This window comes from Enterobacter sp. UPMP2061 (assembly GCF_053709615.1).
Genome location: NZ_JBSKJP010000009.1, coordinates 157365 through 180568, shown reverse-complemented (window position 1 = coordinate 180568; position 23204 = coordinate 157365). Strand labels below are relative to the sequence as shown.

Below are 23204 nucleotides of genomic sequence, written 5' to 3'. Positions count from 1 at the left end.
CGTACCGGTGCGAAGCCGCCACCCGACGCCCTTACACTATTATCCCAACAGCGCTTTCAGCTCCGGCACGCAGGAACCACAGTTCGTGCCGCAGCGCAGCTTCACGCCCAGCGCTGGGGCAGAATCACAGCCTCCGGCTATTGCCTTACGTATCGTATTTTCACCCACGCTGAAGCAGCTACAGATAATTCGCCCGGGATCGGCATCTTCGTCCGGCCGTTGCCCGTGCAGCAGCGCATGGCGTTCAGCAAGTTGGACGGGCGCAGCAGCAAAGGCTTCTTCAATAAACGCATGCGCCAGCGCCGGCAGCGTATGGCCCTCCCAGTAGCCCAGCATCAGCTCACCGTGATGCCAGGCGAGCACGCTGCTGCGTTCTCCCGTCTGTGCCACCTGTAACTGCCAGCCCCGACCGCTGGCGTACGCCATGATCCACGACAGCAACGGCTGCTCCCCCGCCACCGTCAGACGTGAGGCTTTACGCCACCAGCAGACCGACGGCGGCAGCGCTGGCAGCTCGCGGGCATACAGTTCACCCTGCCAGGCCGGTAGCCAGGGCAGGATCCTCACCGCGGTTTGTTTACTCTCCGGCTGGCCGGACCCGGCATCAACCCGCCCTTCCACCAGCGCATTGACCTTACCCTGCCGGGCAAATTGCGCGTTCCAGTGCATCGGCGCAAACAGCTCGCCTGCACGCTGCGCGGTGGAGATACGTACTCTGGCAACCATCACTCCGCGCGGGGAGCTTACCCGCGCCAGCTGGCCGTCAGTCAGCCCGGCGCGCGCCGCATCGGTTGCGTTCATCTCAACAAAAGGCTCATCGATATGCTGCATCAGACGCGGAACATACCCCGTGCGCGTCATGGTGTGCCACTGATCGCGGATCCGCCCGGTATTCAGTATCAAGGGGTACAATTCGTCGACGCCTGCCCCATGCGGGGAGGGGTCAACCGGAACAAGCGTTCTTTGCGGGAAATCACCGGCATGCCACTGATACGGCGCCAGCTCGTCCCACGCCTCTCGTGACAGCGACGCCAGTTCGCGCAGGTTTAGCGCCCGTTCGCCGTTATTTTCAAACGCCGTTAGCGCCGCATGTTCACAAAATATCTCCTGAGGGTGTTCCCAGGCGAAGGCATCGCCATAACCGAGCTGGTCTGCGATCCGGGCGATGATCCACCAGTCCGGTCTGGCCTCGCCCGGCGCAGGCAGAAAGGCGCGCTGGCGGGAGATACGGCGTTCTGAATTGGTCACCGTGCCGTTTTTCTCGCCCCAGCCCAGGGCGGGAAAACGGATATGGGCAAACCGGCTGGTGTCCGTCTCCTGCATCACCTCAGATACCATGACCAGCGGGCAGGCCGCCAGCGCCTGGCACACCGCGTGGCTGTCGGGAAGTGACACGGCAGGGTTGGTACCCATGATCCACACCGCCTTCACCTCGCCGCGGGCAATAGCGTCAAACAGTTCCACCGCCATCAGGCCCGGGGTCTGCGCCAGCCGTTCCGTTCCCCAGAAACGCGCCACGCGCGAGAGATCGTCCGGCTCGAAGTTCATGTGCGCCGCCAGCTGATTCGCCAACCCGCCCACTTCCCGCCCGCCCATGGCATTTGGCTGTCCGGTCAGCGAAAACGGGCCGCAGCCAGGACGGTTGAACTTCCCGCTGGCAAGATGCACGTTAATGATGGCGTTGCACTTGTCGCTGCCGCTGGAGGACTGGTTGATCCCCATGGTGTAGAGCGTGATCGCGCGTGGCGCGGTGACAAACCAGTCGTAGAAGGTGCCAATCTCGTCTGAAGGCAGATCGCAAAACGCCGCCACGCGAGGGATCGGCCACTCGCCGCGCCCCTGAATCAGATTGAGCAACCCCACAAACAGCCCGGCGTCACTGCCGGGTCTGAGCGCGAGGTGGAGATCGGCGATATCGCAGGTGGCGGTTTTACGCGGATCGATCACGACCACTTTCATCTGCGGATTGTTGTGTTTTGCCTGCACCAGCCGCTGATACAGCACCGGATGCGTCCAGGCCGCGTTCGAGCCAACGAGTACCACCAGATCGCTGTTTTCCACGTCCTCGTAGCTGCACGGCACCACGTCTTCACCGAAGGCGCGTTTGTAGCCCACCACCGCCGATGACATGCACAGCCGCGAGTTGGTATCAATGTTCGCCGCCCCGATAAAGCCTTTCATCAGCTTGTTGGCGGCATAGTAATCCTCGGTCAACAGCTGGCCGGAGGCATAAAACGCCACCGCCTGCGGCCCCCATTCGTTGATAATGTTCCGCAGCCGCTCGCCCGCTTCGCCCAGCGCCTGCGGCCATGCCACCTCCCGGCCATCGACAACCGGGCGCAGCAGGCGTCCCTGTAGCCCTGTGGTTTCCCCAAGGGCAGATCCTTTTACGCACAGACGACCGAAATTCGCCGGATGAGTTTCATCCCCCCGAATGCTCACCTTTTCACCGTCTGCGCTGGCGACCACGCCGCAGCCCACCCCGCAGTAAGGGCACGTTGTCCGGGTTTCCGTCATGAGGCCTCCGCGCGCATCACCAGCTCTTCATTTCCAACCCACACCTTGCCGTTTTCGATTTTTACCGGCCAGGCACGCACCGCAGGCGCCCCGCTCTCAGCCTGACACCCGTCGCGCAGACGAATACGTTGCTTGTAGAGCGGCGAGATCACCACCGGTTCCCCCGCCGCATCGCCGAGGATGCCGCGTGAAAGCACGTTCGCGCGGCTGCCCGGCTCCCGATCGTCGAGGGCATAAACGGTTTTGCCAAAGCGGAACAGCGCAATCGGTTTGCGCCCAAGATGCGCGCCAATGCCCGCCTGCTCCGGGATCTCGTCGATATTACAAATTTCCTGCCAGCGCTTGTTCTCCTCCGCGGCGGGGACGTTCACCGCGGTGCGGAACAGCGCCAGGCGGTCAGGATCGTTAAGGGTGGTTTGCCATTCGCACTGGTAGGTCTCCACCACCCGGGCCATCTCCTGCTCCAGCTCAAGGGCGATCCCCAGGCTGTCGTTGAGGATCACCTCGCGCAGATAGTCGAGGCCGCCTTCCAGGTTATCCATCCAGGTACTGGTGCGTTGCAGACGATCTGCCGTGCGAATGTAGAACATCAGGAAACGGTCAACGGTGCGGATCAGCGTTTCGTCGTCCAGATCGCTGGCGAAGAGATCCGCGTGGCGCGGCTTCATCCCGCCGTTGCCGCACAGATAGAGGTTCCAGCCTTTGTCCGTGGCAATCACCCCTACGTCTTTGCTCTGCGCCTCTGCGCACTCACGGGTACAGCCGGAGACCGCCATTTTGATTTTGTGCGGCGCGCGCAGGCCCTTGTAGCGGTGTTCCAGCCTGACCGCGAGGCCGGTGGAATCCTGCACGCCGTAGCGGCACCAGGTCGACCCGACGCAGGATTTCACCGTGCGCAGGGATTTCCCGTAAGCATGTCCGGTCTCAAACCCGGCCTCCACCAGCGCCTGCCAGATTTCCGGCAACTGTTCTAGCGTGGCGCCAAACAGGTCAATACGCTGCCCGCCGGTAATTTTGCTGTAAAGGCTATAGCGTTTCGCGATCTGGCCGATGGCGATCAGCCCATCAGCCGTCACTTCCCCGGCGGGCATGCGCGGCACGATGGAATAGGTCCCGTCCTTCTGGATGTTGGCGAAATAGCGGTCGTTGGTGTCCTGCAACGGCAGATGCGCCGGTTTCAGCAGATACTCGTTCCAGCAGGAAGCCAATACCGATCCCACCAGCGGCTTACAGATCTCGCACCCGTGTCCCTGACCGTAGCGGCTGATAAGCTGGTCGAAGGTGCGGATATGGTTGACGCGCACCAGGTGATAAATCTCCTGACGCGAGTACGGGAAGTGTTCGCAGATATCCTTTTTCACCTCCACGCCCTGCTCTGCAAGCTGGAACTCCATCACCTGCTTCACCAGCGCGCTACAGCCTCCGCAGCCGGTCGCCGCTTTGGTGCACTGCTTAATGGCGCCGATATCCGTCGCACCCGCGCTTACCGCCTGGCAGATATCCCCTTTGCTGACGTTATGACACGAACAGATCTGCGCGCTTTCCGGCAGCGCCGCCACGCCCAGCGCTTTCGGCGCGCTGCCTGACGATACGGGTAAGATCAGCGTTTCCGGTTCTTTTGGCAGGCTGATGCCGTTGAGCATCATCTGCACCAGCGTGGCGTATTCGCTGGCATCGCCCACCAGCACGCCACCCAGCAGGGTTTTGCTGTCGTGGCTGACCACAATCTTTTTGTAGATTTGCTGCGGCCCGTGCGTCCACTGGTAGCTCAGCGCGCCCGGCGTGCGCCCGTGGGCATCGCCAAACGACGCCACATCCACGCCCAGCAACTTGAGTTTGGTACTCATATCCGCGCCGGTGAAGCGCTTCTCCTCACCCGCCAGCACAGCGGCGGCCACGCGCGCCATCTGGTAGCCCGGTGCCACCAGGCCAAAGATTTTCCCCTCCCACAGCGCGCATTCCCCGATGGCAAGCACATCCGGATCCGAGGTCCGGCAGCCGTCGTCAATACAGATCCCGCCGCGCTCGCCGACAGCCAGCCCGCTGCTGCGCGCCAGCGCGTCCTGCGGCCGAATACCAGCAGAGAAGACCACCATGTCCGTTTCCAGCTGTTCACCATCGGCAAAGCGCAGCACCAGCCCGTCGTCTGCGGTGGCAATCTCCGTCGTCGATTTACTGGTGTGTACCCCTACGCCCAGCGCCTCAATTTTCTTGCGCAACATTGCCGCGCCGTCGCTGTCGAGCTGCACCGCCATCAGGTTAGGCGCAAACTCCACCACGTGGGTTTCCAGCCCGAGCTGCTTAAGCGCATTCGCCGCCTCCAGCCCCAGCAGGCCGCCGCCAATTACCACGCCGCGGCGAGAGCCTGCCGCATGGGCCGCAATGTTGTCCAGATCGTCGAGGGTGCGGTAGACAAAACACCCCGGCAGATCGTTGCCCGGAACGGGCGGTACGAACGGGTACGAGCCGGTCGCCAGCACCAGCTTGTCCCAGTGAGTCTCATGGCCACTGGCGGTACGCACTACGTGTGCATCACGATCGATAGCGACGATCTGCTGCGAGAGGCGCAGCTCAATGCCGTTATCGGCAAAGAACGCCCCCGCCACCAGCGAGAGCGAGTCCGCGCTGCGTCCGCCAAAATATTCCGACAGATGCACGCGGTCATAGGCGGCATAGCGCTCTTCGCCAAAAACAATAATCTGATACTGCTGATGCAAATTGCGGTTAACGCAGTCTTCGAGGAAATGATGGCCGACCATACCGTGCCCAACCACCACCAGAGTAGGTTTTGTCATAGCGTTCTGTCCTGCAACCTGCGGTTGCGTTGTGAAACGATCGAACAGCCAGTCCGCGTGGGCGGGCGCAGCCGTTGCCAGTAAATCGGTAAAGGTTGCCGCGCTGCGGCAGTCACCCATCAGCAGCACGCCAGCCAGCGCCCCCTGATGGATCAGTAAACGTCGATAGTGACGGGTCAGCGGATCCCATGAACTCCAGACCACATCGTCCGCCTGCGCCGTCGCGCGTCCGAGGCTGAACAGCGCCACGCCGGTCACCTTAAGGCGCACGCCGTTGTCGGTCAGGGTAAACGGCGCGGTGACCTCCCCGGCCAGCCGCGCGGCAAGAATATCCGCCTGCGCCAGACAGGGGGCGACCAGGCCAAACGTCTGGCCGTCAATTTCGCAGCACTCGCCGATGGCGTAGATATCCGGCACGGAGGTTTGCATCTGCGGATCCACCACGATGCCGCGCGCGCAGCGAATGCCGCTGGCTTTTGCCAGCGCGACGTTGGGCTGCACGCCCGTGGCCAGCACCACGCGCGTGGCGGCGATGCGGCGTCCGTCGGTCAACGTCACGGCATCGTCAGCGATGGCGGTGATGCCGGAGGCGAGTTCACAGCGTACGCCCCGCGCCGCCAGCGCCTCGTCAAGCAGCAGTCCCGCCTGCTGATCCAGCTGCTGTTCCATCAGCCACGGACCGCGATGCACGAGCGTGACGTTGTCACCGTTGCGCGCCAGCGCTGCCGCGGCCTCCACGCCGAGTACGCCGCCGCCCAGCACTACCGCCGGTCCGGAGATATTCTGGATGGCGCGGGTCTCTGCCAGGGTGCGAAAGGTGAACACATGCGGTGCATCGCCGCCGGGGATCGGCGGCACTACAGGGGTAGACCCGGTGGCAAACACCAGCGCATCCCAGCCCAGCGTGCGAGCAAAGGTATGCACTTCACGCGCGTTGACGTCTACTGCGAGCGTCTTTTCTCCTCGCAGCACCGTCACGCCTCGTGCCGTGTACCAGTCTTCATCGTGCAGACAGATGTGCTCCGCCTGCTTTTCGCCACCCAGCACCGGCGAAAGCTGGATGCGGTTGTATGCCTGCTCAGGCTCGTCACCGATGACGGTGACAGCGAAACGACCGGGAACACGCCCGGTGAGCGACGCAATCAGCCGGGCTGCCGCCATACCATTACCGATAATGACCAGTCGCATCGTGCCCCCTCATTACGCCGCTTTCGGCTGTTTTTCGTAGAGGAAATGGAGGATCTGCTGGCGCATGTGGTGATAGCGGCTGTCATCCGCCAGCTGCACCCTGTTGCGCGGGCGCGGCAGATCGACGCGCAGGATCTCACCCACGGTGGCCGCCGGGCCGTTGGTCATCATCAGTACGCGGTCAGAGAGCAGTACCGCCTCGTCCACGTCGTGGGTGATGAGCACGATGGTGGTGTTCAACGCCTGCTGGATCTGCATCACCGAGTCCTGAAGATGGGCACGCGTCAGCGCATCGAGCGCGCCAAACGGCTCATCCATCAGCAGCACTTTCGGCTTCATTGCCAGCGCCCGGGCAATCCCGACGCGCTGCTTCATGCCGCCGGAGATCTCCCCAGGGCGCTTGTGCAGCGCGTGGCCCATCTGCACCCGGTCGAGGTTGTGCTCAATCCACGCTTTGCGCTCGGCCTTACTCATGGTGTGACGGAAGACCTGATCCACCGCCAGCGCCACGTTGTCGAAGCAGGTCAGCCACGGCAGCAGCGAATGGTTCTGGAACACCACCGCGCGCTCGGGCCCCGGCCCGGCGATTTCGCGGTTGTCGCAAATCAGCCCGCCTTCCGTCGGCAGCGTGATCCCGGCGATCAGGTTTAACAGCGTCGACTTGCCGCAGCCGGAGTGACCAATCAGACTGACGGTTTCGCCCTCGTGGATATCAAAAGAGACGTTTTGCAGCGCCAGAAACTCGCCGCTGGCGGTGGAAAAACGCTGGCTCACGGCCTGGACCTGAATTAACGGTTTCATCTTCACTCCTTATTTTTCCTGCCAGCTAAAGCGACGGGCGATCAGCATCAGCCCCTGCTCCAGCAGCAACCCGACCACGCCAATGATGACGATGGCGATGAGAATGTTTTCGACGTTGAGGTTGTTCCACTCATTCCAGATCCAGAATCCAATGCCTAAACCTCCGGTGAGCATCTCGGCGGCGACAATCACCAGCCAGGCAATGCCAATGGAGAGGCGTACCCCGGTCAGCACCGCAGGCAGTACGGCGGGAAAAAGAATGCGACGCATGATGGTCCACTCTGAGAGTTGCAACACCCGGGCCACGTTGAGGTAGTCCTGCGGAATACGGCGTACCCCTTCAGCGGTGTTGATCACCATCGGCCAGATAGAGCAGATAAAAATGGTCCAGCTCGATGCAGGCTCCGCTTTCTGGAACAGCAGCAGGCCGATAGGCAGCCAGGCCAGCGGGCTGACCGGACGCAGGAGCACGATCAGCGGGTTGAACATGCGCGAGAAAAAGGTGAAGCGGCCAATCAAAAAGCCCAGCGGAATGCCCGCCATCGCTGCCAGACCGAAGCCGATGGCGACGCGCTGCAACGACGCCAGCACGTTCCAGCCAATGCCCATATCGTTTGGCCCGTCGCGATAAAACGGATCGGCAAACAGGGTCATGGCCGAATCGAGCGTGCTGAGCGGCGTCGGAAAGCCTTTACTGTTTATCGCTGCCAGCTGCCAGAGCACCACCAGCAGGCCGAGACCGAGCAGCGCCGGGATGACGCGCTGTAAAAAATCATTCATCCGACGCGTAAACGCTGGCGTACGACGGCGAACCTGTAGCGGAGGCAGGACAATCACTTCCCCGCTCTCTGACGTCTCTTGTGGTTTTGTATTTTGCAGATGCTGCATACTCAGGCCCCTTTACGGTGAATGGCGAAGCGGTTGGCGTACCCTTCCGGATCGGTGCCGTTCCAGACGGTGCCGTCCATCAGGGTGCTGCTGCGATACGGTGATGACGGTGTGGACATGCCGCCCACGGCAGTCGCGGCATCCTGCCAGACCGCGGTCTGGTTAATGCGCTGTGCAATGCCCGCGTAATCTGGCGCGGCGTTGAGCAAGCCCCAGCGGCGGAACTGGGTTAAGAACCACATGCCGTCGGAGAGATACGGGTAGCTCACGGCACCCTCGTTGAAGAAACGGATCGGGTGCGCATCCTGCCAGCGCTGACCGACCCCGTTGTCGTACTCGCCAAGCATACGTCCGGTGAGATACTGTTCCTTGCAGTTGAGCCAGGCGCGGCGCGAAAGGATCTGCGCGGTTTCGCGTTTGTTTTCCGCTGACGCCTCGATCCAGCGCGCGGCTTCCATCACGGCGCTCACCAGCGCCCGTGCGGTGTGCGGGTTTTTCGCCACCCAGTCGCGTCGGGTGCCGAGGATCTTTTCCGGGTGATCGGCCCAGATGGACTGCGACGTGGCGGCGGTAAATCCGATGCGGTCGTTAATCGCCCGCGCGTTCCACGGCTCGCCAACGCAAAACCCGACCATGTTGCCAATGCGCATGTTCATCACCATCTGCGGCGGCGGCACCACCACGGTGCGCACGTCGTCAAACGGGTTAATCCCCGCGCTGGCCAGCCAGTAGTAGAGCCACATGGCGTGCGTTCCCGTCGGGAAGGTATGCGCGAAGGTGTAGGTTCCCGGCGCCTGCTGCGCAATCAGCTTTTTCAGCCCGTCGAGGTCACGAACGCCCTTCTCCGCCAGATCGCTGGAGAGCGTAATGGCCTGTCCGTTCTGGTTAAGGGTCATCAGGTTCGCCATCTGCTGCGGCTTGCCCGCGATACCCAGCTCCAGACCGTACAGCAGGCCGTAAAGAATGTGCGCAGCGTCCAGCTCGCCCGCCACCAGCTTGTCGCGCACTGCCGCCCAGCTCGCCTCTTTGGTCGGCACAATAGTAATGCCGTGTTTTTTATCGAACCCCTTCAGGGCCGCGATAACCACGGGCGCGCAGTCGGTCAGGGGGATAAACCCGATACGCACGGTATCCTGCTCCGGCTTATCTGACCCCGCCGCCCATGCGGCCTGCATGACACCCGGCAACAGCATCGCACCACTCGCCAGCATGCTGGCCTGCAATAACCGCCGTCTCGACAAATCCGCCATAATTACTCCTGAAAAAAGGCAAAAAAAAGCGCCCGACGGTGCTGAAGCACCGCTGGACGCCTTTATCCCGAAGACGCATGCACCGCCGTTGGCGCATCGTCGAAAATGGTTAATCTGTTAATGCAAAGGTAATGCCAGCTTTTCATCCCCGGCGTTACGGGGTTTCTGCAAGAAGAGCGCTGTTTTACGCACCTCAATCAGGCACAAAATGCCCACTGGCTGTGCAACTACTCCCCAGGGGGTATCTTCCAAAGATTTTTCACCATAAGCAGCGCACGGGCGATATCTACCATGCGTTGGTTTTTATCCATCGCCATTTTGCGCAGCGCGGTCCACGCCTGCTCCTCGCTCATGTTCTGGTGCGTCATCAGCACGCTTTTGGCTTTGTCGATGGTCTTACGCTCCTCCAGCGTGTCGCGCAGGGAAGCAAGCTGACGGGAGAGTTGCTCAATTTCACGCGCCTGCTGGCGCACCAGCAGCAGCAGCGGTTTATCCGGAAATCGCGCCAGGATATCGTCGTGTTCATCGTCTGCGTGCAGGTTTTCGCTATAGCGGCGCTCCTCAACTGCCGTCATCAGATCGGCAATTGCCACCTCCTCCAGCGTGCGCAGGTGCTCAAGGCGCGCGGTTTGCAGGGCAAACCATTTGAGGGCGGTATCGCCGTTATCTGCCGGAGGCTGGCGGGTGCACGCTTCACGCCTGAGTTTTTCAGTCTCCAGACCCGGCAGGCAGTTGAGGGTAAATGACTCCTGCACGTCTGGAGTGCAATGGGAGATAAAAACCTCAAAGCAGGCCTGCTGGCCATCAATGCGATCCACCAGCCGCTGGCGGGTTTCATCGTCAAAGAATCCCTGGGTGAAACCAATAGCCCCCAGCGCCCGCTCTTGTCCCACAAGTTCTTTGCCCTGCATCAGGCTGTAAAGGGCCACAAATCGGCCCGCGATGTGCGGATCGTCAATGCTGTCGCTGAGTTGGGGTACGATACTGAGCAAATGACGCAGTATGCGGCTGTAATGTTCCATCGCCTGCGGCGCGGTGACGCATTGACCTGTAACGCCATCACGCAGCGCCGTTAGCGTCTCAAGGCCGTGCAGTGCGCTGGCAATACGTTCGCACAGGGCGCTGCCCGGCAGCGGTTCGTTAAACTGAAGGTGCAATGCGGCGAGGTTTTCATCCACCAGGGCCCTGCTGGCCTTGCATTCAGGCGCGTACAATTTGCCCTGCGAGCAGAGCCAGACATTTGACGCACCGCGCTCGCACTGTAGCATATGCACCAGTCGACTGATGCCGTTCACCAGTGCGCCCAGCTGCGCCAGTCTGCCGAGCTGTTCCTCGCGCAACATTCTCGCACGCTGGAACCATTCGGTTGCGCCAGGGGAACTGCCAGCCACTGTCGTCATCGTTTCTCTCCCCGATACGTATTCTTCGGTACGAGAAGCAATATTCGTGCCTTTTCAAAGAACAGGAGTCAACATGCAGAAGATTGTGATCGTCGCCAACGGTGCGGCCTACGGCAGTGAATCCCTTTTTAACAGCCTGCGCCTGGCAATCGCGCTGCGCGATAAGGAGAGTGAGCTGGAGCTGCGCCTCTTTTTGATGTCCGATGCCGTCACGGCCGGGCTGAAGGGGCAGAAACCCGCAGAGGGCTACAACATTCAACAAATGCTGGAGATCCTGACCGCGCAAAACGTTCCGGTCAAACTGTGCAAAACCTGTACCGACGGGCGCGGCATTACCGGGCTGCCGCTGATTGATGGCGTGGAAATTGGTACGCTGGTGGAGCTGGCTGAATGGACGCTTTCCGCCGATAAAGTATTAACTTTTTAATAATAACCCGCTAAAAATATTATTTTCTTATGGACGCGGTTTCAGCATCAAGTTTACCTGCACCGTTGCCGATAGGCATGGAAACAACACAGCAGGTATTACACTTATGTTCAGATCCATTCGCGCCCGCATCATTGCCGCGACGACAGGCTGTCTGGTCGTCGCCCTTCTTCTTAATACCATTATTAACTTTCAGGTCACGCGCCAGGATAATCAGCAGTCGCAGCGCGATATTCTGACCAGCACCAGCGCCAGCCACAACATGGCGATTGCCGACTGGGTGAACAACAAAATGACCGTCATCACCTCGGCGCAGCCAGTCGCGCTCAGCGACGATCCGGTTCCGGTGTTTAAACAGCTTGCGCTGGCGGGTGGATTCACCAACGTCTACGTGGGTTATGCCAGCAAAACGGCTAAATTTTCTGACCCAACCGGGGTACCCGCTGATTACGATCCCACCCTTCGCCCGTGGTATCAGCAGGCCGTCAGCGCTGATGGCCCGGTAGTGACTGCACCCTATGTGGACGCGGGCACCGGGAAACTGGTGGTGACGTTCGCGGTACCCGTTAAAGAGCAAGGTGCCCTGAAAGCGGTGGTGGCGGGCGATGTGGCGATGGACAGCGTGGTGGCTAACGTGCGCGGTATTCACCCGACTCCGGCCAGCAGCGGACTGCTTCTGGACAGCAACGGCACCGTTATTGCCGGCAGCGATCCTGCGTTGACGCTTAAGCCTTTTACGGAGACGATCAAAGGGACCGATTTTGCCACCCTGAAAAGCGGCAACCTGGTTGACGGAACGTTTAACGGACGCGAAAAAACGTTCCTGGCCACCGCCGTACCGGGGACGCACTGGCTGCTCGTTGTGGCGCTCGATAACGGCGATGCCACCGCCGGGATGCGGTCATTGCTGAAAGCATCTGCACTGTCTCTGGCGATCCTTGCCCTGCTGAGCGGAGCCCTCATGCACCTCCTGATTGCCCGCCTGCTTAAGCGGCTGTCCGGTATCCGTGACGCGATGAACAACATTGCCAACGGTACTAACTATCTGTCGCAGCGTCTGCCGGATAAGGGGGGCGATGAAGTGGCGCAAATCGCGCAGGCGTTTAACGCCTTCAGCGATAAGCTTTCTGTGGTGATGGTCCAGCTGCGTGATGCCAGCGCCTCAGTGAAAAACGCCGCGCATGAGATTGCGGCAGGTAATCAGGATCTTTCCGGGCGTACCGAGCAGGCGGCATCAAGCCTTCGCGAAACCGCCAGCGCCGTGGAAGAGATCACGGCCTCCGTTACGCAGTCAAACGAGTCGGCAGCAGAAGCGAACGAACAGGCGAGCAAGGCCTCAGCCGCCGCATCCCGCGGAGGCGACGTCGTCGCTCAGGCCATCAGCACCATGCAGTCCATCGAACTGGCTTCCGCGAAAATCGGCGATATCACCAGCGTCATTGACGGCATCGCCTTCCAGACCAATATTCTGGCGCTTAACGCCTCGGTGGAAGCGGCGCGTGCCGGGGAGCAAGGCCGTGGGTTCGCGGTCGTTGCGGGGGAAGTACGTAACCTGGCCAGCCGCAGTGCTCAGGCGGCGAAGGAGATCAAATCCCTTATTGATTCCACCACCGAAAGCGTTGCAACCGGCTCCCGGTTTGTGCACCTTGCGGGCGACAGCATGGATGAGATCCGCGCCAGCGTCGGGAGCGTGTCAGGCATTATGCGTGAAATATCCATTGCCACCCGCGAGCAGATGAAAGGGATCCATGAGATTAACCACGCGGTGACTCACCTGGATCGCATGGTGCAGCAGAACGCCGAACTTGTTGTACAGTCTGCTGCGGCGGCCAGCGCGCTGCAAAGCCAGGCGGGCGACCTTGCTGAGACCGCTGGCCATTTCCGCATATAATTTTTCCCGGGCGCGCGTTAAGCAGGGTAAACGCGCGTCCGCTGAAAGGTTTCAGGGATTTTGTCATTTTTGTTTAATCGTTGCGCCATTTTTTGATCGAAATCAGCATCCCACCCCTGCCCCTTTGGTGTTATGCAATGAGTAAATTGTGAACAACATCACGCTCGGGATGGGCAAAAACGACGGGGTATAAAATGGCACGAGTTAAAACGAGTCTGAAACTGTTTGGCGGGGATACGGTAGTGGTGCGTTGCTCAGAGCGTTGCCGCATCCATCTGATGAGTACAAAAGGACAGAAGCAATCGCAGGCAGATATCCTTACCGTCCAGGACGATAAGGCCTGGCTGACGGTGCCTTACACCGGCACCTGGGATGTGCTGATCGACAGCCACAGCCAGTCGCTCGAACATTCCGTGAGTTACGTGGCGGCATAACAGTAAACGCCCGGCCAGCCGGGCGTATTATCAGGCAAAACCCGGCCGCAGCGTATTGCTGAGCGGGTTCCCTTCCAGCAGCGCTTTCACCTTCACCACCAGCTCACTCAGACAGTCGTCCTGCATACCGAGACGCGTCAGCTCCTGATCGAGCGAGAAAAGGTACTGGGCATTAGTGCCCAGCGGTCCGCTGGCGGCGGCAATCAGCGGGGCAATCACTTGGGTTCGGGTATCGGCTTCATACAGCGGGTGGCGCGGATCCATAATGAACACCAGCGCGTTGACGGTACGCCCGTCATCCAGTTCCAGCTTGCACCAGCTGGGCATATAGCAGCCCGTGATCATCTCGCGCTTCCACAGCAGCGTCAGCTCATCTTCCAGCGTGGTATCCGGCAGCCGGTATGCCACGCCCGTGGTGCGCCCGCCTTCTTTTAGTGCAAGCATGCGGCCAGGCTGACACGCGCTGCCGCGTCCGGCGGTCAGGCGCAAACAGAAGGCGCGGTGCCAGCCAGGCAGCGTTCCGGTTGCCGATTCAACAAATTCGAGCGCCGGGTTCCACATCAGCGAGCCGTAACCAAAGATCCAGACCGGGCCATCATCCGGGCGGCAGGCCAGCGTTGCCGCAAGCGACGCCGCACGTTGTTCAGCCGACCACAGAAGCGATTCCTCAATAGCACCAAATGCCGTCTTACAATCTGCCTTCATCAAGAAATCACGCGTTAACACATTCCACCTCCGCCACTGCATGCTTCCTTGCGACATCTGTAATTCGCCTTCCCGGCATTCTATGCTGTTCATTTTAACAGCAGTTGAGCAACGATAAGCAATTCGCGGGCCAGATGCAATACAGCGGCAGGTCAACCGCCTGAAATGTCAAAATGGAGGCAGCGTGTTATTTGGCGGCTATTTCTTTTTGTGCCATTTATCATCGTCCCCTTTCTCATAGTCATTTTTCACGGCGGCCCAGGCCACCTTATGCGCCGTCTCTTCACGGCTGGCATCGTCCCGGCGATCTTCTTTATCTTTGTACTGATCCCAGGCGCTGTTAAAGGCTTCTTTGTAGATATCCTGGGCGTGGGCAGGCAATACGTTTTGCACGTTATCCGGTAATTCGCTTTTCGATTTGTATGGCATCGTTAACCTCTCTTTTGGCTAAAAGATAAGTGTGGACGACGATACGCGAGGGTGCCACCCGACAGAAAGAAATGAACAATATAAAAATGTAATTCATTGTTATTAAACTAATATTTAACAGAGATAAGGCATTATAAGCCTCAGACATAAAAATTATAATAAAGGGTAAAATTAAGTAAAAAATACAGGGTATTTAACAGATTTCTGTTAATTTAATACCTTTAAAATCTATCTATAATTACAAGCACCTGCATTGTTGGAGAAACACATGACAGCAACACACGAGGCGGTAAAAACCCGCCACAAGGAGACCTCTCTCATTTTCCCGGTTCTGGCACTGGCTGTGCTGCTCTTCTGGGGAAGCAGTCAGTCATTGCCAGTGGTTGTGGGGATCAATATTCTGGCTCTGGTGGGTATTTTAACCAGTGCATTTAGCGTGGTACGCCATGCGGATGTGTTAGCCCACCGTCTTGGAGAGCCGTATGGGTCATTAATTTTAAGCCTTTCGGTTGTGATTCTTGAAGTCAGTTTAATTTCCGCATTAATGGCCACCGGCGACGCCGCGCCAACGCTAATGCGCGATACGCTCTACTCCATCATTATGATTGTTACCGGCGGCCTGGTCGGTTTTTCACTTTTATTAGGTGGTCGCAAATTTGCCACCCAGTACATGAACCTCTTTGGCATTAAACAGTACCTGATCGCCCTGTTCCCGCTGGCGATTATTGTGCTGGTATTTCCGATGGCGCTGCCGGGTGCAAATTTCACCACCGGCCAGGCGCTGCTGGTGGCGCTGATTTCCGCGGCGATGTACGGCGTGTTCCTGCTGATCCAGACCAAAACGCACCAGAGCCTGTTTGTTTACGAGCATGAAGACGACGGCGACGACGATGACCCGCATCACGGTAAGCCGTCGGCGCACAGCAGCGCGTGGCATACGGTTTGGCTGATCGTGCATCTGATTGCCGTTATTGCGGTCACCAAGATGAATGCGAACCCGCTGGAGGCGCTGTTAACTGAACTGAACGCGCCGGTCGCCTTTACCGGTTTCCTGGTGGCCCTGTTGATCCTGTCGCCAGAAGGCCTGGGAGCGCTGAAAGCGGTGCTCAATAATCAGGTGCAGCGTGCGATGAATCTGTTCTTCGGCTCCGTTCTGGCGACCATCTCCCTTACCGTTCCGGTGGTGACGTTGATTGCCTTTATGACGGGAAATGAATTGCAGTTTGCGCTGGGTGCGCCAGAGATGATTGTGATGGTGGCATCCTTGCTGCTGTGCCAGATATCCTTCTCCACCGGCCGCACCAATGTGCTGAACGGCGCGGCGCATATGGCGCTGTTTATTGCGTATCTGATGACGATATTTGCGTAGCCTTTTTGCCCAGCGGCGCTTCGCTTGCAGGGCCTACGGGTTTTGTAGGCCGGGTAAGCGCAGCGCCACCCGGCAATATGCCCCATAAAAAAACCCGCCGAAGCGGGTTTTTTTATTAGTTGCTGGTATCCAGCTCGTCGAAGCTCTTCACCAGATCGTCAATCGCTTTGATCTGTTTCAGGAACGGCTCCAGCTTATCCAGCGGCAGCGCGGATGGACCGTCGCATTTCGCGTTAGCCGGATCCGGGTGCGCTTCAATGAACAGACCCGCCAGGCCGGTTGCCATACCGGCGCGCGCCAGTTCGGTCACCTGCGCACGACGCCCGCCAGACGCGGCGCCAAACGGGTCGCGGCATTGCAGGGAGTGGGTCACGTCGAAAATCACCGGGGACTGGTTAGAGACGTTCTTCATCACGCTGAAGCCCAGCATATCCACAACCAGGTTGTCATAACCGAAGTTTGAACCACGGTCGCAGAGGATCACCTGGTCGTTACCGCCTTCGATAAACTTGTCGACGATGTTACCCATCTGGCCAGGGCTCACGAACTGCGGTTTTTTCACGTTAATCACGGCACCGGTTTTCGCCATCGCTTCTACCAGGTCAGTCTGGCGAGCGAGGAACGCCGGAAGCTGAATCACGTCTACCACATCAGCCACGGGCTGTGCCTGAGACGCTTCGTGCACGTCGGTGATCACTTTCACGCCAAACGTCTGTTTCAGCTCCTGGAAAATCTTCATCCCCTCTTCCAGGCCCGGGCCACGGTAGGAGTGAATGGAGGAGCGGTTGGCTTTGTCAAAAGAGGCTTTAAACACGTACGGGATGCCCAGCTTTTGGGTCACGGTCACGTAGTGTTCGCAGATGCGCATAGCGAGATCGCGGGATTCCAGAACGTTCATACCGCCAAACAGCACGAACGGCAGGTCGTTTGCCACGTTGATATCACCAATGCTAACCACTTTTTGTTTCATAGGATCGCCTTATTCAGGTGTGAATCGGAATTAAGATTAATGCAGTGTAATGTGTTTATGCGCGATCGCGTTAATCTGCGCGCGGATCATCTCGCTGATCGGGTCTTCCGGACATTGCTCGACGAAATAATTCAAATCATTCAGCGCCACGTGCTCGCAGTCGAGCTGCGCATAAATCAGGCCGCGGTCGCGGATTTCGTACGGATCTTCCGGATTGAACTGCAACAGCACTTCGCTTGCGCGCAGAGCCAGCTCCATCTGACGCTCTTCCATCAGCGCAGACTTCAGCGTATCCAGGAGCTTACGGATCACTTCGGCGTTATCGGCTTCATCGAGATCTTCATTGAACAGCTCAGCTATCGGGCTGATGTTGCCTTTCAGCCAGACGTCCAGCGTATGCTCATCCAGCGTGTCGCCGTTAAACGGATTGATTAACCACATCTCACCGTCCAGCCACTCCGCCCGCAAAATCATCTGCGTCGGGAAAATGACCGGCACCAGTGGAATATCCAGCTCGTGCGCAACCCACAGTAAAATGGCGCCCAACGCGACGGCACTGCCCTGACGATTTTTCAACACCTGGTCCAGCCACAGTGCGTCAGACAGGCGGTACACGCCTCGCGTGTCGCAGAAACCCCATTCGCCGTAGAAAAGCTCAATCAGCTTCTCTAATTGCCAGTCCTGCGGACGTGCCTGATTGATCTCTTCGCGCGCCAGGCTGACCAGATTCTCCAGTTCAGCGTAAACGTACTGTGAAGTAAAATCGTCGCGGATCATCTCTGAAATCAGGATCATACCATCGCAGAGCGGCACTTTGTTAAATTCGAAATCGGCTAAGGACCTCATGACTTACCCCAGTAACGGTATTCTTGTGGTGGCGAGTTTAATGATGATGTACAGCACCACCAGACCCAGCAAAAAGGCGATAAACCCTGTCTGCTGGCTGCGCGGACGATGACGCCCAAGCGCGATAAAACCCAAAACGATGTAGATGATAACGCCAAACAGCTTTTCAGTCAGCCATGCGCCTTTATCAGTAAATGGCAGATAGCCGGTTTTCCACATTAACCCGGCTCCGGAAAGGAACAGCACCGTGTCGATACAGTGCGGGGCGATGCGTACCCAGCGGGCGTTAATCAGCGGATTGTTGCTGTAGCGCCACCAGTAGCGGGCAATGAAAAAGCCAATGGTCAGGGCAACGGAAATCAGGTGAACGGAGATCAGCAGCGTAAACAGGCTCATGACCACTGCCCCAGCGTCAGACGTTCATTGCCGCCGTAATCCCGGCAGGTTTCCACGGCAGCGTATCCGGCACGCGTAAACAGCGCTCGCACCGCCTCTCCCTGCGTCCAGCCATGTTCCACCAGCAGCCAGCCACCGGGAAGCAAATGTTGTCGTGACGTTGTCACAATGTGATCGAGATCCGCAAGTCCCTGATTCGCAGCGACCAGCGCGGTCAACGGTTCAAAACGCACGTCGCCCTGCGCGAGATGCGGATCGTCTTCGTCGATGTAGGGCGGATTGCTGACAATCATTTCGAACACACGGCTTTCAAGCGCGGCAAACCAGCTGCTTTGCAGAACGGAAACATTGTTCAGCCCCAGCCGTTCAACGTTGCGCCGCGCGAGGGCGACCGCATCAGGCATCACGTCTACCGCCGTCACGGTGCAGTCCGGTCGCTCGCTGGCAAGCGCCAGCGCAATCGCGCCGGTGCCAGTACCGAGATCGAGGATCTGACACGGCTGCGCCGGTAACCGCGCCAGCGCCTGCTCCACCAGACACTCGGTGTCCGGGCGCGGGATCAGCGTGGCCGCTGAAACGTACAGCGGAAGTGACCAGAACTCGCGCTCGCCAACCAGATGCGCCACCGGCTCGCCGGTTTTACGGCGGGCAAGCAGTGCCTCCAGCTGCGATTGCTGTTCAGCGGTCAGCGCGGTTTCGCCGAAAGCCAGGAGATACGTGCGGGCTTTACCCGTCACATGCTCAAGCAGAATTTCGGCGTCGCGCTTCGGGCTTTCACTTGCAGAAAGCTCACTGGCGGCATGGCGTAACCAGCGCTGAAAATCCATTAATCCTGCTCGGACAGTGCCGCCAGCTGGTCGGCCTGGTATTCCTGCACGATAGGCTCAATCAGCATATCGAGCTTGCCTTCCATCGCCTCATCCAGACGGTAGAGCGTCAGGTTGATGCGATGGTCGGTTACGCGACCCTGCGGGAAGTTATAGGTACGGTTACGGTCGCTACGATCGCCGCTGCCCAGCAGGTTACGGCGGGTAGAGGCTTCCGCCTGCTGGCGTTTCGCCATTTCCGCCGCGTGGATACGGGCGCCCAGCACGGATAACGCTTTAGCTTTGTTCTTGTGCTGGGAACGTTCATCCTGACACTCAACCACAATCCCGGTGGGCAGGTGAGTAATACGGATAGCGGAGTCGGTGGTGTTAACGTGCTGACCACCTGCCCCTGATGAGCGGAAGGTGTCGATGCGCAGATCTGCCGGGTTGATATCCGGCAGTTCCGCTTCCGGCAGCTCCGGCATCACCGCCACCGTACAGGCTGACGTATGAATGCGTCCCTGAGATTCTGTCGCAGGCACGCGCTGCACGCGGTGACCGCCGGATTCAAACTTGAGACGACCGTACACGCCGTCGCCGCTGATCTTGGCGATAACCTCTTTGTAGCCGCCATGCTCGCCTTCGTTGGCGCTCATGATCTCCACGCGCCAGCGACGGGATTCGGCATACCGGCTGTACATACGGAACAGATCCCCGGCGAACAGCGCCGCTTCGTCGCCACCGGTACCGGCGCGGACTTCCACAAAGGCGTTACGCTCATCATCCGGATCTTTCGGCAGCAGAAGCACCTGAAGCTGCTGCTCCATCTCTTCTGAACGCGCTTTCGCATCCTGTAACTCTTCCTGCGCCATCTCGCGCATCTCAGGATCGTCGAGCATCATCTGCGCGGTTTCGATATCTTCCTGGACCTGTCGCCAGTCGGTAAAGCATTTTGAAACATCACTTAACTGCGCGTATTCACGCGACAGCGCGCGAAAACGTTCCTGGTCGGCAATGGTCCCGGCATCACCGAGCAGCGCCTGGACTTCTTCATGGCGCTCGTGCAGAGCTTCCAGTTTAGCGACGATAGAAGGCTTCATAGGCGTAAATGCACCTTGTCTTAGAAAATGGGTATAGGGCGCTATTCCAGCCCGAGGCTGTTGCGCAGAATAGTCAGGCGTTCATCGTCCCCGTCACGGGCAGCCTGCTGAAGAGATTTGGTTGGGGCATGGATCAGGCGGTTGGTCAGTTTCCAGGCTAAATCCTGCATAATCGCCTGCGCGTCGCCGCCCTGTTCAAGGGCCGCTAACGCTTTGGCCGTCAGGTCATCACGCACCTGCTCCGCCTGACCGCGGTATTCGCGGATGGTCTCGCTGACGCTTTGCGCGCGCAGCCAGGCCATAAATTCGCTGGTTTCCTGTTCAACGATGGTTTCCGCCTGCACAGCCGCCGCCTTACGCTGGGCAAGGTTGTGCGAAATGATGCTTTGCAGGTCATCCACGCTGTACAGGTAGGCGTTCGCCAGTTTGCCCACTTCCGGTTCGACATCACGCGGAACGGCGATATCCACCAGCAGCATCGGCTGATTGCGGCGGGATTTCAGCGCACGCTCGACCATCCCTTTCCCGATAATCGGCAGCGGGCTGGCGGTAGAACTGATAATAATGTCCGCCTCTTTCAGACGTTCATCGATGTCGCTCAGCGCAATCACCTCAGCGCCCACTTCATCTGCCAGCACCTGCGCACGTTCGCGGGTGCGGTTGGCGATGATCATCTTCTTCACCTTGTGTTCGCGAAGATGGCGCGCCACCAGCTCGATGGTTTCGCCCGCTCCCACCAGCAGTACGGTGACGGTCGACAGGGATTCAAAAATTTGACGGGCAAGGGTACAGGCCGCGAAAGCAACCGAAACCGCACTGGCGCCAATGTCGGTTTCGGTTCGCACACGCTTCGCCACGGAGAATGACTTCTGGAACATTCGCTCCAGTTCGCTGGCTTTCAGATGTCCTTTCTGGGAATCCGCGAAAGCTTTTTTCACCTGGCCGAGGATCTGCGGCTCGCCCAGCACCAGCGAATCCAGACCGCTGGCCACGCGCATCAGATGGCTGACCGCATCGTTATCCTGATGCCAGTACAGGCTGTTGCGCAGCTCTTCTTCGTTGAGGTTGTGGTAGTCACACAGCCAGCGGATCAGCGCCTCGTGCAGGTTGTCCTGCTCTTCTACGCTCAAATACAGCTCGGTACGGTTGCACGTCGACAGCACCACGCCACCCTGCACCATCGGCTGTGCAAGCAGGCTGTCCAGCGCCAGGTCGAGCGTATCCGGCGAAAACGTAACGCGTTCTCGCAGTGAAACCGGGGCCGTTTTGTGGTTAATACCGAGTGCTAATAGGGTCATGTTGAGCGGGAGTAGTACCAGCGTTAATAAGGTTAGCAGGACGCATCATACAGGATGCGCGAGATCAATAAAAGAGACTGCCCCCTTTCGGAGTAATAGCTTACGCCACGCTTTGAGATAATTTGAACGTAGACGGTGGCACCCTTCAACGCTAGCATTAACAGTTATAACTGCAACGTATCTCAAGGATTTGTCATCATTATGACCCGAATGATTCGCCTGCTGCCTCTGGCGGCCCTGGTTCTGACCGCCTGTTCCGTTCATCAGCCGAAAGGCCCGGGCAAAAGCCCTGACTCACCGCAGTGGCGTCAGCACCAGCAGGACGTGCTGAAATTAAGCCAGTACCAGACCCGCGGTGCATTTGCTTATCTCTCTGACGAACAAAAAGTTTATGCTCGCTTCTTCTGGCAGCAAACGGGTCAGGACAACTATCGCCTGCTGCTGCTGAACCCGCTGGGCAGCACCGAGCTGGAGCTTAACGCGAAGCCTGGCGAAGCGCAGATCACCGATAACAAAGGCCAGCACTACACGGCAACCGACGCCGAAGAGATGATTGGCAAGCTGACCGGGATGCCGATTCCGCTCAATAGTCTGCGCCAGTGGATCCTTGGCCTGCCGGGTGATGCGACCGACTATACGCTCGACGATCAATACCGTCTGAGCCAGGTGAACTACACCCAGGGCGGTAAAACCTGGAAAGTGGTGTACAGCGCGTATGACAGCAAGACGCAACCGTCGCTGCCGTCCAATATGGAGCTGACGCAGGGTAGCCAGCGTATCAAGCTGAAAATGGACAACTGGATCGTTAAATGATGACCCACTGGCCCTCTCCCGCAAAACTGAACCTGTTTCTCTACATTACCGGGCAGCGCGCTGACGGCTATCACACCCTGCAAACGCTGTTTCAGTTTGTCGATTACGGCGACACCATCTCCATCGAACCGCGTCAGAACGGGCAGATTTGCCTGCTGACGCCGGTCGACGGCGTGGCGCATGACGATAACCTGATCGTGCGCGCTGCTCGCCTGCTGATGAAAACGGCGTCGACGTCGGGTCGTCTGCCGGCGGGAAGCGGTGCGGATATCCGTATCGACAAACGCCTGCCGATGGGCGGCGGTCTTGGCGGCGGCTCATCAAACGCCGCGACTGTACTGGTGGCGCTTAACCACCTCTGGGGCTGCGGTCTGACGACGGACGAACTGGCAGCGTTAGGGTTGACGCTGGGCGCCGATGTACCGGTGTTTGTGCGCGGCCACGCGGCGTTCGCTGAAGGGGTGGGTGAAATCCTCACGCCGGTCAATCCGCCGGAAAAATGGTATCTGATTGTTCACCCTGGCGTGAGCATTCCTACCCCAGTCATCTTTAAAGATCCTGACCTGAAAAGAAATACCCCGGTACGGTCAATAAAAACGTTATTAAATTGTGAATTCAGCAACGATTGCGAGGATATCGCAAGAAAACGTTTTCGCGAGGTTGATGCGGTGCTTTCCTGGCTGTTAGAATACGCGCCGTCGCGCCTGACCGGTACAGGGGCCTGTGTCTTTGCTGAATTTGACACCGAAACCGCCGCCCGTCAGGTGCTTGAGCAAGCGCCGGTTTGGCTGCATGGTTTTGTAGCACGCGGGATGAACACCTCCCCCCTACAGCAGGCCATTCTGGCGCAGACTGAGTTTCGGTGACAACGTCACCCT

General features: G+C 58.8%; 20 protein-coding genes. 6 read left to right on the top strand and 14 right to left on the bottom strand.

Annotated elements, in window-relative coordinates:
• Positions 1 to 39: 39 nt before the first annotated feature.
• The 6 genes from ACWKXX_RS17145 to nasR form a co-directional block, all read right to left on the bottom strand.
• Positions 40 to 2517 (bottom strand): nitrate reductase, encoded by a 2478-nt coding sequence (locus ACWKXX_RS17145; protein WP_192969914.1) that lies wholly within the window; start codon positions 2515 to 2517, stop codon positions 40 to 42.
• Positions 2514 to 6500, bottom strand: coding sequence for a nitrite reductase large subunit NirB (nirB, locus tag ACWKXX_RS17140; RefSeq protein WP_261666194.1), 3987 nt, complete (start codon positions 6498 to 6500; stop codon positions 2514 to 2516). Before nirB ends, ACWKXX_RS17145 begins: the two co-directional genes overlap by 4 nt.
• Positions 6501 to 6512: 12 nt before the next feature.
• A complete protein-coding gene (locus ACWKXX_RS17135; protein ID WP_015570359.1) occupies positions 6513 to 7301 on the bottom strand; it encodes an ABC transporter ATP-binding protein in 789 nt (262 codons plus the stop codon).
• 9 nt (positions 7302 to 7310) lie between these two features.
• Entirely contained in the window at positions 7311 to 8189 is an 879-nt protein-coding gene (gene ntrB / locus ACWKXX_RS17130) for a nitrate ABC transporter permease (RefSeq protein WP_252058641.1), read from the bottom strand.
• A 2-nt stretch (positions 8190 to 8191) separates the two neighbouring features.
• Positions 8192 to 9439 (bottom strand): CmpA/NrtA family ABC transporter substrate-binding protein, encoded by a 1248-nt coding sequence (locus ACWKXX_RS17125; protein ID WP_023296759.1) that lies wholly within the window; start codon positions 9437 to 9439, stop codon positions 8192 to 8194.
• A 227-nt stretch (positions 9440 to 9666) separates the two neighbouring features.
• Positions 9667 to 10839 carry a nitrate regulatory protein NasR gene (gene nasR / locus ACWKXX_RS17120; protein WP_261666193.1) on the bottom strand — a complete coding sequence of 391 codons (1173 nt, stop codon included), beginning with the start codon at positions 10837 to 10839 and terminating at the stop codon, positions 9667 to 9669.
• Between the two features lie 73 nt (positions 10840 to 10912).
• On the opposite strand from nasR, the gene ACWKXX_RS17115 reads away from it, so the two are divergent.
• The 3 genes from ACWKXX_RS17115 (at position 10913) to ACWKXX_RS17105 (ending at position 13591) form a co-directional block, all read left to right on the top strand.
• Positions 10913 to 11266, top strand: coding sequence for a DsrE/DsrF/TusD sulfur relay family protein (locus tag ACWKXX_RS17115; protein ID WP_015570354.1), 354 nt, complete (start codon positions 10913 to 10915; stop codon positions 11264 to 11266).
• Between the two features lie 106 nt (positions 11267 to 11372).
• Complete coding sequence (locus tag ACWKXX_RS17110) at positions 11373 to 13157, top strand: methyl-accepting chemotaxis protein (protein WP_261666192.1); 1785 nt, start codon at positions 11373 to 11375, stop codon at positions 13155 to 13157.
• Between the two features lie 194 nt (positions 13158 to 13351).
• A complete protein-coding gene (locus ACWKXX_RS17105; RefSeq protein WP_015570352.1) occupies positions 13352 to 13591 on the top strand; it encodes a hypothetical protein in 240 nt (79 codons plus the stop codon).
• Positions 13592 to 13621: 30 nt separating this feature from the next.
• On the opposite strand, the gene ACWKXX_RS17100 is transcribed toward ACWKXX_RS17105, so the two are convergent.
• A complete protein-coding gene (locus tag ACWKXX_RS17100; protein WP_017384255.1) occupies positions 13622 to 14317 on the bottom strand; it encodes a gamma-glutamylcyclotransferase in 696 nt (231 codons plus the stop codon).
• A gap of 177 nt (positions 14318 to 14494) precedes the next feature.
• On the bottom strand, positions 14495 to 14725 hold the full coding sequence (gene chaB, locus ACWKXX_RS17095) for a putative cation transport regulator ChaB (protein WP_003856674.1): 231 nt from the start codon (positions 14723 to 14725) through the stop codon (positions 14495 to 14497).
• Positions 14726 to 14993: 268 nt separating this feature from the next.
• Between chaB and chaA the strand changes: the two genes are divergently transcribed.
• Positions 14994 to 16094, top strand: coding sequence for a sodium-potassium/proton antiporter ChaA (gene chaA / locus ACWKXX_RS17090; RefSeq protein WP_003856672.1), 1101 nt, complete (start codon positions 14994 to 14996; stop codon positions 16092 to 16094).
• A 115-nt stretch (positions 16095 to 16209) separates the two neighbouring features.
• On the opposite strand, the gene kdsA is transcribed toward chaA, so the two are convergent.
• Genes kdsA through hemA form a run of 6 tightly spaced genes read right to left on the bottom strand, consistent with a single transcriptional unit; the run spans position 16210 to position 21513 of the window.
• Entirely contained in the window at positions 16210 to 17064 is an 855-nt protein-coding gene (gene kdsA, locus ACWKXX_RS17085) for a 3-deoxy-8-phosphooctulonate synthase (RefSeq protein WP_003856671.1), read from the bottom strand.
• A 36-nt stretch (positions 17065 to 17100) separates the two neighbouring features.
• A complete protein-coding gene (gene sirB1 / locus ACWKXX_RS17080) occupies positions 17101 to 17910 on the bottom strand; it encodes an invasion regulator SirB1 (RefSeq protein WP_006810913.1) in 810 nt (269 codons plus the stop codon).
• A 3-nt stretch (positions 17911 to 17913) separates the two neighbouring features.
• Positions 17914 to 18306, bottom strand: a complete 393-nt coding sequence (gene sirB2, locus ACWKXX_RS17075; protein WP_023296762.1) for an invasion regulator SirB2 — start codon at positions 18304 to 18306, stop codon at positions 17914 to 17916.
• Positions 18303 to 19133: a peptide chain release factor N(5)-glutamine methyltransferase gene (gene prmC, locus ACWKXX_RS17070; protein WP_045329996.1), complete on the bottom strand. Its 831-nt coding sequence runs from the start codon at positions 19131 to 19133 to the stop codon at positions 18303 to 18305. The genes sirB2 and prmC overlap by 4 nt, the downstream gene beginning before the upstream one ends.
• Positions 19133 to 20215, bottom strand: coding sequence for a peptide chain release factor 1 (prfA, locus tag ACWKXX_RS17065; protein ID WP_003856667.1), 1083 nt, complete (start codon positions 20213 to 20215; stop codon positions 19133 to 19135). The genes prmC and prfA overlap by 1 nt, the downstream gene beginning before the upstream one ends.
• A gap of 41 nt (positions 20216 to 20256) precedes the next feature.
• On the bottom strand, positions 20257 to 21513 hold the full coding sequence (gene hemA / locus ACWKXX_RS17060; RefSeq protein WP_003856666.1) for a glutamyl-tRNA reductase: 1257 nt from the start codon (positions 21511 to 21513) through the stop codon (positions 20257 to 20259).
• Between the two features lie 201 nt (positions 21514 to 21714).
• Between hemA and lolB the strand changes: the two genes are divergently transcribed.
• Positions 21715 to 22326 (top strand): lipoprotein insertase outer membrane protein LolB, encoded by a 612-nt coding sequence (gene lolB / locus ACWKXX_RS17055; RefSeq protein ID WP_003856665.1) that lies wholly within the window; start codon positions 21715 to 21717, stop codon positions 22324 to 22326.
• A complete protein-coding gene (gene ispE, locus ACWKXX_RS17050; protein ID WP_261666191.1) occupies positions 22323 to 23192 on the top strand; it encodes a 4-(cytidine 5'-diphospho)-2-C-methyl-D-erythritol kinase in 870 nt (289 codons plus the stop codon). The genes lolB and ispE overlap by 4 nt, the downstream gene beginning before the upstream one ends.
• Positions 23193 to 23204 lie beyond the last annotated feature (12 nt).